The organism is Photobacterium pectinilyticum, assembly GCF_024357955.1.
Lineage (GTDB): Bacteria > Pseudomonadota > Gammaproteobacteria > Enterobacterales > Vibrionaceae > Photobacterium > Photobacterium pectinilyticum.
The window spans coordinates 1-14,493 of record NZ_JANEYT010000103.1 but is presented as its reverse complement, the minus strand read 5'-3'; the positions used below and the strand labels follow the sequence as shown (position 1 = coordinate 14,493).

Here is a 14,493-nt window from a genome sequence, read left to right as displayed (position 1 = left end):
TTGAGGCTATCCATAGCGATGTGACTGTCTGAAAGAGTAACCTCAATTAGATCATATTTTTACTTAGATTGGTATGACCTGCCCGCAAAATGCTTAAAGCTTCAAAAAACCACCACACACTGCGCAACTAATTACAAACACAGAACCAGTTCTATAATAATCAACAAGTTATACTCAATTCGTAAGAAAGCAAACCAATAACTCAGGAAACAACCAACCAAATAAAACGAAATAACGTTTCATTTTTTTCTTAAGTGGATTTTGATCACAGTTTTAGCGCTCAATAACACATAAAATTCCCGTATTAGATTTTAACTTTGAATTGCAACCACTCAATCATCATATGTAATGATTGGTATACCTGAGAGAGCACTATGAATATAGAGATTATGGTAATAGGCGGGTATTTTATGCTGATGGTGTTCATCAGCCTCGCCTTTAAAAAAATGGCCAGTAACTCTTCCAGCGACTACTTCCGGGGGGGAGGTCGCATGCTTTGGTGGATGGTAGGCTCCACTGCTTTCATGACTCAGTTCAGTGCCTGGACTTTCACCGGTGCAGCGGGTAAAGGCTTCAACGATGGTATGCTGGCAATGGCCGTCTTCACCGGAAACATCTTTGCCTACGGCGTCTCTTACCTGTATTTCGCCAAGCGCTTCCGCCAGACCCGTGTTGACACCCCGACCCAAGCGATTCGTAACCGCTTTGGTAGTACCAACGAACAGTTTTTCACCTGGGCGATCATTCCACTTAGCATTCTGACTGCCGGTGTATGGCTTAATGGCCTCTCTGTCTTTGTCGGTGCGGCTTTTGGCTTTGATATGACTATGACCATCTGGCTTACCGGCCTTGCGGTATTGGCGATCTCACTGCTATCAGGCGCTTGGGGGGTTGTAGCTTCTGACTTTGTTCAGACAATGGTTGTCGCTGTTATCTCTGTTGCCTGTGCCATCGTAGCATTGGTTAAAGTGGGTGGGCCGGGTGAGATTGTCACTAACTTCCCATCTGGTTTTGTTATGGGCCCAGATATGAACTACCCACTGATTATTGTGGGCACTTTCCTGTTCTTCTTTGTCAAGCAAGTTCAGAACATCAACAATATGCAGGACTCTTACCGCTTCCTGAATGCCAAAGACTCGAACAATGCGAGCAAAGCGGCACTAATGGCTATGGTACTAATGGCAGTTGGTAGCCTGATTTGGTTCATCCCGCCATGGGCATCCGCTATTCTTTACCCTGATGCAGCAGACCAATATGCCTCTCTTGGTGGTAAAGCCTCTGACGCGGTATACCTTGTGTTTGCAGAAAACACCATGCCAGCAGGTACAGTCGGCCTTCTTGTTGCCGGTATCTTCGCCGCAACCATGTCTTCAATGGACTCCGCACTGAACCGTAACTCAGGTATCTTTGTTCGTAGCTTCTGGACCCCTATCGTCCGCAAAAACAAACCAAGCAGCGAAAAATCTCAGCTTCGTGTTGGTCAAATCACCTGTATCGTTAATGGTATTATCGTTATCCTTGTTGCCCAGCTATTTGCTAGCCTAAAAGAGTTAAGTTTATTTGAGCTAATGATGACTGTATCAACATTGGCCTCATCTCCTATGCTTGTTCCTCTTTTCATGGGTATGTTCATCAAACGAACGCCTCGCTGGGCTGCATGGGCTACAGTAGTATTTGGTATTTTTGTCTCTTGGTTATGTATCAATGTTTTCACCCCAGCAGCTTTGGGTAATTTACTTGATATTGAGTTCACCGCGCGCGAAGCCTCAGAGATGCGAAATATTATCGCTATCGCCGCTCACCTATTCCTAACCGCAGGTTTCTTCTGGGCCACGACATTGTTCTACAAAGAAGACTCTCTGAATGAGCAGGAAAAAGCAGATGTCTCTAAGTTCTTCGAGAACGTTGAAACCGAGTGTATCGCAGACAGTGAGCAAGACGAGTTTGACAAAATGCAACGCGAGAAGCTGGGAACCATTACCATCATGATGGGTACCGGTCTGCTGGCAATGACACTGCTGCCAAACCCATTATGGGGTCGCTTACTGTATCTGTGTTGCGCTGGACTCATTCTGCTGGCAGGCTATTTACTAAAGAAGAGTGCCCAAATTAAAACTGATTCATTAGCTGAACACACGACTCAAAGCTAATTCCCCAGAGTATCAAATTATGCCGCCTCATTTGCCTGAGGCGGTTTTTTATTTTGATCAACCTTTAATGCCAGTTAGGCTAAAACCTTCATTAAAGTGTATGTTATGACGAAACCTTTTCTTGATAACCATTTCCTTCTTCACAATCCAACGGCCCAACACCTCTACCACAGCGTTGCCAAAGACCTGCCGATTATTGATTATCACAATCACCTTAGCGCCCAAGATATCTACCACGATATCCACTACCGCTCTATCGCCGATGCATGGCTATCACATGATCATTATGTGTGGCGGGCAATGCGAGGTAATGGCATCGATGAACATTACATTACCGGTAAAGCCAGTGACTACGAAAAGTTCCAAAAATGGTGTGAAACGGTTCCTTATCTTGTAGGCAACCCTTTCTACCATTGGGTCCATATGGAATTGCAGCGTTATTTTGGTGTCAACGATCTCATTTGTCCTGAAAATTGCGATAAAATTTGGCAACAGTGCAATAAACAGATTGGCGGGGAAGGCTTTTCAGCAAGACAATTATTGCAGCGGATGAATGTCGAGTCACTGTGTACCACTGATGACCCACTGAGCGATCTTCGTTACCACCGCCATTTGGCAGAAACAGACCTCAGTGTAAAAGTGCTGCCGACATTCCGGGCCGACGATATCTTTAATATCGACAATAGCAAAAAGTTCGTGACCTGGGTGGCCAAACTCGCTTCAACCACGGATTCAAGAATCCAAAATATCGATGAACTGTTCAAAGCATTAGCACTGCGTTTTGATTACTTTCATCAGCATGGTTGCCGCTTATCAGACCTTGGCCTGAAGACAATTCCCTATGCAGACGGCACACTGAAAGACGCCAACCAAGCCTTTACCAAAACCCTTGCTGGTAAGCCCTTATCAGAAAAAGAGACCCACCAATTCAAAACCCAATTATTCCAGTTCCTCGGCCAGAAAAACCATGACCTTGGCTGGGTCATGCAAATCCATATTGGGGTATTGCAAGACACTAACAAACGCCGGTTCGAGCAACTCGGCGGCGCAACGGGCTTTAGCGCAATCGATGATACCTGCATTGCACAAAATCTCGGCAAGCTCCTAAGCTCACTGGATTACCAACACTCAATGCCAAAGACCATCATGTACTGCCTGAACCCTAAAGATAACTATGTACTTGGGGCGATGATCGGGGCTTTCCAGGACAGCGACTGCGGACCGGGCAAAATCCAACTCGGCGCAGCTTGGTGGTTCAACGATCAGAAAGACGGCATTATTAGCCAATTAAAAACATTGGGGAACCTTGGCGCCCTTGGTCGTTTCGTCGGTATGCTGACCGATTCGAGAAGCTTCCTCTCCTTCCCCCGCCACGAATACTTCCGCCGAATATTGTGCAACGTGATCGGCGAGTGGGTTGAGCTCGGCGAGCTGCCAGATGATGAAGTACTGTTACAGCGCCTCATCACTGACATTTGCTACCGTAACGCTAAGTATTATTTCAACCTGTAGCATCGCAACCTTACATGCAAACGGCTTTCAACATGAAAGCCGTTATTCATCAACAACTAAAGCCCAGGCTCAACGAGAAAAATTAAAACATGGTTTCATTTATATCATTTAAAACAGAGCAATGATAATATTGTATGGTTAAAACATCTTTTACTTTTTAACCAACCATCATCACGAGGAATAGGCATGATACTCAACGCATTTAATCTTGAAGGCAAAGTGGCCATTGTTACCGGTTGCAATCGTGGGTTGGGACAAGGTATTGCACTAGGACTTGCCCAGGCAGGCTGTAATATTGTGGGGGTTAGTTCATCGGGAAGTGGTGAAACTAAAGCCAAAGTAGAAGCTCTAGGGCGTCAGTTCATCGATATTCGAGCCAACTTGATGAAAACGGATGATATCCCGGGCATTGTGGCTTCCACACTAGATCAGTTCGGTAAGGTCGATATTCTAGTCAACAATGCCGGAATTATCCGTCGCGAAGATGCCATCAACTTCAGCGAGCAAGACTGGGATGATGTCATGGACATCAACCTCAAAACCGCCTTTTTCCTCAGCCAAGCGGTTGCCAAACAGTTCATAGCCCAAGGCAAGGGCGGCAAAATCATCAACGTGGCTTCAATGTTATCTTTCCAGGGTGGCATCCGTGTCCCTTCCTACACCGCGTCGAAAAGTGGCGTGATGGGTGTCACGCGTTTGATGGCCAACGAATGGGCTAAGCACAACATCAATGTCAACGCGATCGCACCAGGTTATATGGCAACCGACAATACCGCTCAACTTCGTTCTGACGAGCAACGTAATGCAGAAATCCTAGACCGAATTCCAGCTGAGCGTTGGGGTGAGCCCGCAGACCTCGCCGGCCCTGCGGTGTTCCTTGCTTCAGAGGCCGCCAATTATGTTAACGGGTTCACAATGGCTGTGGATGGCGGCTGGTTAGCTCGATAAGCAATTTTCAAATAAAAAGGCCAGAGCAATGAACAATGCTCTGGCCTTTTTTTATTTCGTAAAGGTTATGCCTCTACAAAATCCTTACGCATTGGCGTAAAGGTATCAATCAAAATACCCGCCTTCAGGCAACGGCAGCCGTGCAAAATTTCAGGCTCTTTATACATGGTATCGCCCGCTTTGACGATTTTCGTATCATTACCAATGGTAAATTCAAACTCACCAGATAAGACATAGGTCAATTGCTCGTGCGGATGAGTATGCAGCGCACCGATTGCACCATCTTCGAAGTGCACTTCAACTGACATCATGTTGTCGTTGTGAGCCAGGATTTTACGGCTGATACCTTCACCTAAATCTTCCAGTACAACATCGTTATTAAATACAAACATTTGAACACCTTTTCTATGGTTCTGAGCATTACTTGCTTGGCTATATCTTACATCAAACGCCAAACAAGTGAAATAATTGAAACCATGTTTCACTAAATATAGATAGCATGAAGGTAAACCCACCGTATTTCTTTGGAATAAAGACAAGGCAGAGAGTCACGGCTAAACGAAGCACCAGAAACGATGACAACGGCAATAAAACAATAACTTAAATGAAAAAATTTGGAAATACCAAATCATTAGTACAAGCCAAGCAGAAAAACAGCGCACGTTATCAGTAGGTTCCAATAGCATCAATTGGTAAATCAGTGCAAAACCACAGTTTAAAATAATTTAATTTTTATTTTTTTGAAAAGCCTTTTCATTTTTAAGTCTCTATCTTATACTTACCATATCAACGACAGAGAGATATTGTTATGAAAATCGCACTAATGATGGAAAACAGCCAAGCGGCAAAGAACGCTATGGTTGCAGCTGAACTAAACAACGTTGCTGGTGGCCTTGGTCATGACGTATTCAACGTAGGTATGACAGATGAGAACGACCATCATCTAACGTACATCCACCTAGGTATCATGGCGAGCATTCTTCTCAACTCTAAAGCTGTAGATTTCGTCGTAACCGGTTGTGGCACTGGTCAAGGCGCTATGGTGGCAAGCAACCTACACCCTGGTGTTGTTTGTGGTTACTGCCTAGAGCCATCTGACGCATTCCTTTTCAACCAAATCAACAACGGTAACGCTATCTCTCTAGCGTTTGCTAAAGGTTTTGGTTGGGCTGGTGAACTAAACGTACGTTACATCTTCGAAAAAGCGTTTACAGGCAACCGTGGCGAAGGCTACCCAATTGAGCGTGTTGTTCCTCAACAAGCTAATGCAGCGATCCTTAACGACGTGAAAAAATCAGTGTCAAAAGGCATCGTAGAAGGTCTACGCGCCATCGACCAAGAGCTAGTTAAAACGGCCGTTGGTAGCGCACACTTCCAAGAGTGCTTCTTCGCAAACTGCCAGGATGAAGACATCAAAGCGTACGTACTGGCGCTTCTTGAGAAGTAATTTGTCATTACACTGAAAACGCATAGATTACGGTTTTCGAAATGACTAAGGCTCTGGGCATGCTCAGAGCCTTTTTGTTTGTCAGTATCTTTTAGCCGTGAGTACACTAGGTCTTACTTGGTACCTGTCTGGCTATTTATTGCAATAATCATAGGGAAGAAAAGCATACTCTGTTAGACTCCCATGCCCTCTTTCCTTCTGGGTTTAGAGCTTGTAACACTGCCGTGTTTGATTGAAGACTAGCGCGTAGATCCCCAACCAGCCTTGGTTAACTAGATACTTAGGAACTCATTATGATGACTGATGAAGAAAGAATTGAATTACAACAGAACAACCCATTGCACGGTCTTAAGTTAGAAACATTACTGCAAGAGCTGGTCGACTTCTACGGTTGGGACATTCTTGATACGGCAATGCGTTTTAACTGCTTTAACACCAAGCCATCGATTGCCAGCAGCGTGAAGTATTTAAAAAAAACCGACTGGGCACGAGAGAAGCTAGAAAATTTCTACCTATACCGCTTTAAGCGTATGCCTCGTGCATCAAGCGAAGAGTTTGAAATGCCACCACGCGCTCGTACTTTCCCTCACGGTCTTGAGCCGAAAGAGCCGATGGAACTGACTGTTGAGTCAATTTTGAAATCACAAGCAAAAGCAGCATCTGCCCACAAAGAGCGTTCTTCGCGTGGTCGCCACTCGCGCCGATAATTAACAACGACCTCAACATTTACAACGTGGCCGTGAGTAAATAGCGAAGGGTTAACTAAGGCTGATTGGCCAGTTGTTCCAAACTCGGCATCTCCGATTTGGAGCAACAAGTCAATTTTGGCATAGCCCGCTGCTGGCGACGTAACCGGATTATAGTCGCCACATTCACACTCAGTAACGTTGCTTCCAACAAGGTACCACCAATCGAGCCGACCACTATATTGTTACTCAGCCAACATAAAGCCCCGACGAAGAACGCCAACCTCATCTTAATCCCCTCAAGGCAAAACAGGGCATATGTCCCGATACACGCACCGGCAATAGGAAGTAAATCTAGCCAACGTTCTGACAAATAAAAGCCGACAACCAAGTTACAGACAATGAAGAAATACGCGAGTAGCTTAGACTGATACTTTACCGACAAGGCAGTACGAAAAGCCGAAATCAGCGCACTAAAACTAGCAATTACTGCACCGAGCAAGAAAAAGTGAATCATATGGTTAATATTGAATATTACCATCAACACTTTGAGTTTTTTGTCGTCTTTTTGATAGAACGCCGTGATCCCCAATGCGAAGCTAACAAAACCAAACGCTTGGGCTAGCGAAAATTCACTCAACAATTTCCGACTCTCTTTTACTTTTCACCACACCTTTCACTATGACGTGGTACTAATACGAAAAAACGGCCGCATCTCACAAGAGATACAGCCGCAAAAAAATCACTTAAAAATTAGCGAGCTAGCCAGCCACCATCAACCGCCAGTGTGTAGCCGTTGACATAAGAGCCAGCATCAGATGCTAGGAACACACAAGGACCTGCCAAGTCAGCTGGCTCACCCCAGCGATCAGCAGGAATACGCTCTAGGATCTCCGCATTACGTTTCTCATCAGCACGTAGCTGTGCAGTATTGTTGGTTGCCATGTAACCTGGGGCAATCGCATTAACATTGATATTGTGCTTCGCCCACTCGTTAGCCATCAGACGTGTAACGCCCATTACACCACTTTTCGATGCCGTGTACGAAGGTACGCGGATACCACCTTGGAATGAAAGCATAGACGCGATATTCACAATCTTACCACCGTGACCTTGAGCAATGAACTGCTTAGCAACAGCCTGAGACATAAAGAACACAGACTTAATGTTAATATTCATTACGTCATCCCAGTCAGATTCACTGAAGTTGATCGCATCTTCACGGCGAATGATACCGGCGTTGTTTACCAAAATATCGATTTTACCGAACTTGGTAACCGCCTGATCAACGATGCTTGCGATGTCATCCGTTTTCATCAGGTTAGCGCGGATATCAAGGAACTCTCGACCTGTTTCTTTGATTTTTTCAATTGTTTCAGTAGGCTCAACGATGTTAACACCCACAATGTCACAACCAGCTTGGGCCAAACCCAGCGCCATACCTTGTCCAAGACCCGTGTCACAGCCCGTCACGATGGCAACTTTACCTTCTAGGTTGAATGTATTCAGAATCATCTCATTTCCTCGATGTGTGTTCCCGGCCCCACAGCCCTGAACAATATGTTTATGTTCCCGTTAATGTAGCCTTACTATATCAACCAAGAAAATCCATATCAAGTTTTTTGAAAAGCCGTTTTAATTTTGATTTTGTGGGTATGACTCAAGTCACATAACTACAGGTAATTCGTGTTGATTCATATTTTTTAAAAAAGGTTTTCATAAAAATAGATACAGAAAAAGTTAGAACGTATAATGTTAACGACAACGAATATAATGAATGAAAGGAACGTTTGATGGAATCTGCTAAACAGCCTGAAGCTGTCTCGTCAGTAATGAAGGTGTTCGGGATCTTGCAGGCTCTTGGCGAGCAAAAAGAGATCGGCGTTACCGAGCTTTCTCAGCGCCTAATGATGTCAAAAAGCACCGTATACCGCTTTTTACAAACAATGAAAATGCTGGGTTATGTCTCTCAAGAAGGTGAAACAGATAAGTATGCACTAACTCTGAAGCTATTTGAGCTTGGTGCAGCCTCATTAGAACATGTAGACCTCATCGACTTGTGTGACAAAGAAATGCAGCTAATTTCTCAGCAGACCAATGAAGCCCTGCACCTTGGTGCGCTGGATGAAAACGCCATTATCTACATCCACAAAATTGATTCAGGCTACAACCTGCGTATGCAGTCACGAATCGGTCGCCGTAACCCGCTCTACAGTACCGCTATCGGTAAAGTTCTATTGGCTTACCGCAGTGAAGAGTTCACCCGTAATGCCCTGAAAGATGTTAATTTTATTAAGCATACGGATAAAACCCTAGAAAATATTGACCAATTGCTTAACGAGCTGAAAACAGTCAAAGAGCAAGCTTTTGCTGAAGATAACGAGGAGCAAGAGCCAGGTCTACGCTGTATGGCTGCGCCCGTTTTTGACCGTTTTGGTAATGTTATTGCAGGCCTGTCTATCTCGCTGCCAACGATCCGTTTCGATGAAAAACGCAAGTCCTACTATATAGAGCTGCTACAAAATGCCAGCCGAAACGTCTCAGTACAGATGGGATATCACAACTACCCACAATAAATAGAAACGACATTTCATTTTTATTGACTTGTAAGGGCTTATTGTTAAAAATACCCTCAACAACCAATCTTGAGGGTTTTTTTATGGCTTTAAAACGTGTTGCTGTGATCGGTGAATGTATGGTCGAACTGCAACGTAAAGGCGAGCTCATCAAACAGAGTTTTGGTGGTGACACGCTCAATACGGCACTGTACCTTTCCCGCTTGACCCACCAGCATGGTGTCGAGACAAGCTATATCACAGGTCTTGGCACTGACAGCTTTAGCCGCGACATGCTGGCTGACTGGCAGAAAGAGCACATCAGCACTGAGCTGGTTTTCCAGTCCGAAGAGAAAAACCCTGGTCTTTACCTGATCGAAACCGACGATACCGGTGAACGTACCTTCCATTATTGGCGCAATGATGCAGCTGCTCGCTACTGGTTGGATAACATCGACATCCCCACTTTAGTAGAAAAACTAACGGGTTTTGACATGATCTACCTCAGCGGGATCAGCCTGGCTATTTTGCCTTCGGAAGCACTTGATAAGCTTTTCCTCGTTATAACCGCATGCAAAGCACAAGGCAGTAAAATTGTTTTCGACAATAACTACCGTCCTCGCTTGTGGCAAAGTGCCGACATCGCAGCAAAGCGCTACCAAACCATGCTGTCATTGACTGATATCGCCCTACTGACATTTGATGATGAAATCATGCTATATGGCGAGCATACTGTGGACGAGTGTATTGCTCGTACTCAGCAGTGTGGTGTGGGTGAAATTGTTATCAAGCGCGGCGCTGAGGACTGCCTTGTCGTTACAGCCCAAAATTGTACATCTGTTGCGGCCACCAAGGTCGACAGCGTCATCGATACCACTGCCGCCGGTGACTCATTCAGCGCCGGTTACCTGGCAACACGCCTGACAGGTGGTGATACCGAGCAAGCGGCAAAGAATGCCCACGTATTAGCCGGTACCGTGATCCAACATCAGGGCGCCATTATTCCAGCCACAGCAATGCCTGTATTGTTCAATTCTAATTAAGGAAGACATCATGACTACGTTAAATGCTCGTATGGGCGAGCTGAAAGTTATCCCAGTGATTGCCATTAAAGATGCCGATAAAGCCGTAAAATTGGCTCAGGTACTCTCTGAAAACGGCCTTCCTTGTGCCGAGGTGACTTTCCGTACCGAAGCGGCCGCGCAAGCTATCCGCAACATGCGTGATGCTTACCCTGACATGCTGATCGGTGCGGGTACTGTATTGACGGCAGCACAAGTAGACCAAGCCATCGACGCAGGCGTAGACTTCATTGTCAGCCCAGGCTTCAACCCTACCACAGTGAAATACTGTCAGCAGCGTGAAATGCCAATCATCCCTGGCGTCAACAACCCAAGCATGGTCGAGCAGGCCATGGAGCTTGGCCTTGATACTTTGAAGTTCTTCCCGGCAGAGCCTTCTGGCGGTGTGAACATGCTTAAAGCGATGACTGCAGTATATCCAGTTAGCTTTATGCCAACAGGTGGCGTAAGCCCATCAAACGTTAAAGACTACCTGGCGGTTAAGTCGGTGTTTGCTTGTGGTGGTACTTGGATGGTTCCGGGCAACCTCATCGACGAAGAGCGTTGGGACGAGTTGGCGGATCTGGTTAAAGAAGTGGCTAACGTAGTCGCTTAATAATCGCATAACCCAGTACGGCTCAACATTGAATAGGTAGAGGAACGAAAATTTCAAAAGCGCATAGACACACCCATGTGGCTCCAAACCGTCACCTCTGACGGTTAAGGTTTTGAAATTTTCTCCTCTGCCTTTCTCGCTATCCTGCCTGGCTCCCTGCCCAGCCCTCCCTTCCACTGCAAATTTCCAGCCTGCTGTTACACTTGAAAGACCCTTAAATGTTTTCCAGCTAGAAGTCTTTCACAATGAATTACGCCAAACCAAAGCCTCGCTACCTGATCCCTTTAAGACTCGCTATTTACAGCTCAGCCTTGTTCGCAGTGGTTCACCTTCATGCCGAGCAAGGCAAGCTGACTGTCGCCATCTCAACTGATATGCCTCCGTATGTGATGGACAGTGGTAGCCAAGGGCTTGAAGTAGATATCGTCAGGCAGGCATTGGAAGGCTATGAACTCAACTTTGTTCAAATGCCGCTGAGTGATGTACAAAATGCGGTACAAGACAAAAAAGCCGATGTGGCTATCGGCGTATTAATGAATGGCGGTGACATTTTTTATTCCGATCACCTCGTCACCTTTGTGAATTTCGCCATCACTAAAAAAAGCGATGATATCGCGATTGATTCTATCGATGATCTCAAAACCCACCCGGTACTGACTTGGCAGAACGCCTACCTTGAGTTAGGTGATGAGTTCCAGACATTATTTGCTCCGGGTGCAGAATACCGCTCTAACTATCATGAATTTGGTGACCAAGCCAAGCAGGTCGCGCAATTCTGGAAAGCCGACAAGCAAGTTATTGTCATCGACCGAAGCATTTTCGAGTTCTTCAGCAAGGCAATGAAACAATCAAGCGACAGTGTCGAATACCACAGTATTTTCCCACCCGTTACTGAATTCAAAGCCAGCTTCAAAGACAAAGCGGTCAAAGATACTTTCAATAAAAAACTGAAGGAAATGTGCCAAAACGGCAAATACGTCAAGCTGCTAGAAATGTATGACGTCGAGTTGGAAGCCACAGTGTGTGACAAACTGCCGCAATAGCTAGCCTAGAATATAGAAGCACATACCTTATCTACGCCAAGCAATACACACATAAATATGTGTGTATTGCCTTGTATTAACATTCAAACAACACAGTGTAATGTGATTACATTCTCACTTTAAGTGGGTTATTAAGCATTTTATTAACAGTGCTCTATGATTTTAATACCAAATTAATCAGAAAATGGAACACCCTATTTTGTTGCGATGCAAGAAATGGGAAATATGCAATGGATAGTTTTACTCTCGATATAAGAACACTTAATTTCATCATTATTCTATTTTCTTGTATCTATAGTGCTGGCTTTCTTCTCTATCAACGCTCGCAAAAAAAGATCTCAGGCTTGGGACTCTTTGCCCTGTCGCTACTGTTCATTGGTATTGGCCCATTAGTTCTCAGCTTTAGAGGAACAACTTCAAACTGGCTCTCCATTATCATTGCTAATGCCATCATCATGTTAGGCTTCCAATTGGTCCTGCACAGCCTGTGTTTATTTAGAAAGAGTTCGCTGAAATATACTTACTTCACTTATGCCTGCTATCCGCTATCCATCTCGTTATTCTATTATTATTCGCATATCGTACCGTCGATAAAAGCACGGGTCATCGTCATTAGTGTCTTTGTTGCCATCAGTACGATAATCACGGCGATAGCCACTCTAAATGGAAAACAGAAGGACTTAAAAATCGCCGTATGGATGATGTCATCATCTTTATTTCTGTATGGCACTTTTATGGTTTTTCGTGCTACTTGGTCTGCACTTTCAGAAGAAATACACAACTTCATGTATGCAGGTTTACTCCATCAACTCACGTTCTTATTTAGCATTCTGTTAGTGGTTGCGATGAGCTTTAGCATGCTGTGGATGATCAATGCCCGCTTGGTCAGATCCATTCGAGAGGTTTCTAGACGTGATCCCTTAACCCAACTTTATAATCGCCATGCATTAGAAAGAGTATTACCCCGCATATTAGTAGAAAGTCATAAAGCGATGTCACTAAGCATCATTATGACTGATATAGATAATTTCAAGTCAATAAACGACAAGCACGGTCACTTGGTCGGTGATAAGGCCTTAATACGAGTGGCAAAAGTCATCAATACTGTCACTCGCCCCTGCCATTTTGTATTTCGCTTTGGTGGGGATGAAATACTGATCATCTTGCCTAATAGTCACCTTGAAGAGGCCAACATTCTCGCTGAGTCGCTGAGAAAAAGCATTTTCACATGTGGCTTAGTTGATAACATAGAGCTACCACTCACATCGAGCTTTGGAGTCGCCAGTCTTCGTGATGGCGAAAGTTGGGAAAGCTTAGTATCAAGGGCCGACCAAGCACTCTATCACGCAAAAGAATTAGGGCGAAATACCGTCGTCACCAGTCCGCAACACATGGAACCAAGGAAAATTCATCAAGTTGCACCTTGTGACAAAGCCATATCCTAAGCGCCACAATCTCCATTATACTTTTTCAATCATAAACATTAGCCAGACATAAACCGGTAATGAGTCGCCTTTCAGCACACAGTCCAAACCAGCGAACCTTAATCAGATCTGTTTTTGCAGTTCTAGAAAGTCATTATGGCTACTTCGACTGGTGGCCAGATACCCCGCCCTACCAAACCATGTTAGGCACCATCCTCGTCCAGAACACCAACTGGAGAAACGCCGATAAGGCTCTGAATAATCTTGGTAAGTCTGCTAATAATCCGCATCTTATCGAGCTTTTACCACTTGACGAACTGGCGCAAAAAATCAGGCCTAGCGGGTATTTCAATCAAAAGGCTATCAAACTCAAAGCTCTAACCGAATGGTTCAAAGTCTACCAATACGACATCAAACAAGTTAGAGAAATAGAGCTTTCAACTCTCAGAAAGGAGCTATTAGCGATAAAGGGCGTAGGGGGAGAAACCGCTGATGCCATCTTAGTTTATGCCATCGGCAAACCGTCTTTTGTTATCGACGCCTATGTCAGGCGGATATTCGAACGTAATGGGCTAGAAGCACCCAAAAACTATGAAACGTTCAGGCTGCTGGTTGAGCAAGCCATTCCAGCAGATACCAAGCGCTATGCATTTTACCACGGACTTATGGTTGAGCACGGTCAGCAGTTCTGCAACAAATGCGCCTTATGCCCACTGGTATCCTCATGTTTTCCCAATATCCTCTTTTACCCATAAATATTGTCAATCAATTAGCTCTTACTTAGTAATGATGGCAGCTTTGGCGACGAATTAGCGAGGGAGGAACGACCGACTCTGTTCGGTGCAAAGCGAATCGGCGGGAGCGAAGCGGACGCTGCTCTTAGTGCAATCATCTTCAATATCTTAATTGCATAAAAATGCACTAAGAACCCACAATATCTAGCGGAGCACATGTGGAAAGGGGAGAGGTAAATTATTAATTAGATGGTACGCCCCACACCTACGCTAAAATTTACAATGTCGACGAACATTTAGAGGTGCCATCATGTCAG

The 14,493-nt window shown here is 44.9% G+C and carries 14 protein-coding genes; 11 read left to right on the top strand and 3 right to left on the bottom strand.

Going from position 1 to position 14,493, the window contains the following annotated elements; all coding sequences use genetic code 11:
- Positions 1 to 374 precede the first annotated feature (374 nt).
- The 3 genes from NHN17_RS23620 to kduD (NHN17_RS23610) all read left to right on the top strand — a co-directional run bounded on the left by NHN17_RS23620 (position 375) and on the right by kduD (NHN17_RS23610) (position 4,610).
- Positions 375 to 2,150 carry a sodium:solute symporter family protein gene (locus NHN17_RS23620; protein WP_255045114.1) on the top strand — a complete coding sequence of 592 codons (1,776 nt, stop codon included), beginning with the start codon at positions 375 to 377 and terminating at the stop codon, positions 2,148 to 2,150.
- Between the two features lie 105 nt (positions 2,151 to 2,255).
- Complete coding sequence (uxaC, locus tag NHN17_RS23615) at positions 2,256 to 3,662, top strand: glucuronate isomerase (protein WP_255045113.1); 1,407 nt, start codon at positions 2,256 to 2,258, stop codon at positions 3,660 to 3,662.
- A 186-nt stretch (positions 3,663 to 3,848) separates the two neighbouring features.
- Entirely contained in the window at positions 3,849 to 4,610 is a 762-nt protein-coding gene (gene kduD, locus NHN17_RS23610) for a 2-dehydro-3-deoxy-D-gluconate 5-dehydrogenase KduD (RefSeq protein WP_255045112.1), read from the top strand.
- Between the two features lie 65 nt (positions 4,611 to 4,675).
- Here kduD (NHN17_RS23610) and NHN17_RS23605 read toward each other — a convergent pair whose 3' ends face one another.
- Entirely contained in the window at positions 4,676 to 5,002 is a 327-nt protein-coding gene (locus NHN17_RS23605; RefSeq protein ID WP_107349286.1) for a cupin domain-containing protein, read from the bottom strand.
- A 416-nt stretch (positions 5,003 to 5,418) separates the two neighbouring features.
- Here NHN17_RS23605 and NHN17_RS23600 point away from each other — a divergent pair, with 416 nt between their 5' ends.
- Positions 5,419 to 6,057 carry an RpiB/LacA/LacB family sugar-phosphate isomerase gene (locus NHN17_RS23600; RefSeq protein ID WP_255045111.1) on the top strand — a complete coding sequence of 213 codons (639 nt, stop codon included), beginning with the start codon at positions 5,419 to 5,421 and terminating at the stop codon, positions 6,055 to 6,057.
- Positions 6,058 to 6,353: 296 nt separating this feature from the next.
- On the top strand, positions 6,354 to 6,764 hold the full coding sequence (locus tag NHN17_RS23595; RefSeq protein ID WP_255045115.1) for a VF530 family protein: 411 nt from the start codon (positions 6,354 to 6,356) through the stop codon (positions 6,762 to 6,764).
- 55 nt (positions 6,765 to 6,819) lie between these two features.
- Here NHN17_RS23595 and NHN17_RS23590 read toward each other — a convergent pair whose 3' ends face one another.
- Together NHN17_RS23590 and kduD (NHN17_RS23585) are read right to left on the bottom strand one after the other, a co-directional pair.
- Complete coding sequence (locus tag NHN17_RS23590; RefSeq protein ID WP_255045110.1) at positions 6,820 to 7,386, bottom strand: YgjV family protein; 567 nt, start codon at positions 7,384 to 7,386, stop codon at positions 6,820 to 6,822.
- Positions 7,387 to 7,496: 110 nt separating this feature from the next.
- Positions 7,497 to 8,258 carry a 2-dehydro-3-deoxy-D-gluconate 5-dehydrogenase KduD gene (kduD, locus tag NHN17_RS23585; protein WP_255045109.1) on the bottom strand — a complete coding sequence of 254 codons (762 nt, stop codon included), beginning with the start codon at positions 8,256 to 8,258 and terminating at the stop codon, positions 7,497 to 7,499.
- 278 nt (positions 8,259 to 8,536) lie between these two features.
- On the opposite strand from kduD (NHN17_RS23585), the gene kdgR reads away from it, so the two are divergent.
- The 6 genes from kdgR (at position 8,537) to NHN17_RS23555 (ending at position 14,197) form a co-directional block, all read left to right on the top strand.
- Positions 8,537 to 9,319 (top strand): DNA-binding transcriptional regulator KdgR, encoded by a 783-nt coding sequence (gene kdgR / locus NHN17_RS23580; protein WP_255045108.1) that lies wholly within the window; start codon positions 8,537 to 8,539, stop codon positions 9,317 to 9,319.
- An 83-nt stretch (positions 9,320 to 9,402) separates the two neighbouring features.
- The gene (kdgK, locus tag NHN17_RS23575; RefSeq protein ID WP_255045107.1) at positions 9,403 to 10,341 is read left to right on the top strand and encodes a 2-dehydro-3-deoxygluconokinase; all 939 of its coding nucleotides are present in this window, start codon (positions 9,403 to 9,405) and stop codon (positions 10,339 to 10,341) included.
- Between the two features lie 10 nt (positions 10,342 to 10,351).
- A complete protein-coding gene (locus NHN17_RS23570) occupies positions 10,352 to 10,975 on the top strand; it encodes a bifunctional 4-hydroxy-2-oxoglutarate aldolase/2-dehydro-3-deoxy-phosphogluconate aldolase (protein ID WP_255045106.1) in 624 nt (207 codons plus the stop codon).
- Between the two features lie 245 nt (positions 10,976 to 11,220).
- Positions 11,221 to 12,018 carry a transporter substrate-binding domain-containing protein gene (locus tag NHN17_RS23565; RefSeq protein ID WP_255045105.1) on the top strand — a complete coding sequence of 266 codons (798 nt, stop codon included), beginning with the start codon at positions 11,221 to 11,223 and terminating at the stop codon, positions 12,016 to 12,018.
- A gap of 230 nt (positions 12,019 to 12,248) precedes the next feature.
- A complete protein-coding gene (locus NHN17_RS23560; protein ID WP_255045104.1) occupies positions 12,249 to 13,463 on the top strand; it encodes a GGDEF domain-containing protein in 1,215 nt (404 codons plus the stop codon).
- A gap of 59 nt (positions 13,464 to 13,522) precedes the next feature.
- Positions 13,523 to 14,197: an endonuclease III domain-containing protein gene (locus NHN17_RS23555; protein WP_255045103.1), complete on the top strand. Its 675-nt coding sequence runs from the start codon at positions 13,523 to 13,525 to the stop codon at positions 14,195 to 14,197.
- The last annotated feature ends 296 nt before the right edge of the window (positions 14,198 to 14,493 follow it).

Excerpts from the sequence above, each read along its gene's own strand:
- NHN17_RS23620 (WP_255045114.1), top strand. The coding sequence starts at position 375 with ATGAATATAGAGATTATGGTAATAGGCGGGTATTTTATGCTGATGGTG.
- uxaC (WP_255045113.1), top strand. The coding sequence starts at position 2,256 with ATGACGAAACCTTTTCTTGATAACCATTTCCTTCTTCACAATCCAACG.
- NHN17_RS23600 (WP_255045111.1), top strand. The coding sequence starts at position 5,419 with ATGAAAATCGCACTAATGATGGAAAACAGCCAAGCGGCAAAGAACGCT.
- NHN17_RS23595 (WP_255045115.1), top strand. The coding sequence starts at position 6,354 with ATGACTGATGAAGAAAGAATTGAATTACAACAGAACAACCCATTGCAC.
- kduD (WP_255045112.1), top strand. The coding sequence starts at position 3,849 with ATGATACTCAACGCATTTAATCTTGAAGGCAAAGTGGCCATTGTTACC.
- NHN17_RS23565 (WP_255045105.1), top strand. The coding sequence starts at position 11,221 with ATGAATTACGCCAAACCAAAGCCTCGCTACCTGATCCCTTTAAGACTC.
- kdgK (WP_255045107.1), top strand. The coding sequence starts at position 9,403 with ATGGCTTTAAAACGTGTTGCTGTGATCGGTGAATGTATGGTCGAACTG.
- NHN17_RS23605 (WP_107349286.1), bottom strand. The coding sequence starts at position 5,002 with ATGTTTGTATTTAATAACGATGTTGTACTGGAAGATTTAGGTGAAGGT.
- kdgR (WP_255045108.1), top strand. The coding sequence starts at position 8,537 with ATGGAATCTGCTAAACAGCCTGAAGCTGTCTCGTCAGTAATGAAGGTG.
- NHN17_RS23555 (WP_255045103.1), top strand. The coding sequence starts at position 13,523 with ATGAGTCGCCTTTCAGCACACAGTCCAAACCAGCGAACCTTAATCAGA.
- NHN17_RS23570 (WP_255045106.1), top strand. The coding sequence starts at position 10,352 with ATGACTACGTTAAATGCTCGTATGGGCGAGCTGAAAGTTATCCCAGTG.
- kduD (WP_255045109.1), bottom strand. The coding sequence starts at position 8,258 with ATGATTCTGAATACATTCAACCTAGAAGGTAAAGTTGCCATCGTGACG.
- NHN17_RS23560 (WP_255045104.1), top strand. The coding sequence starts at position 12,249 with ATGGATAGTTTTACTCTCGATATAAGAACACTTAATTTCATCATTATT.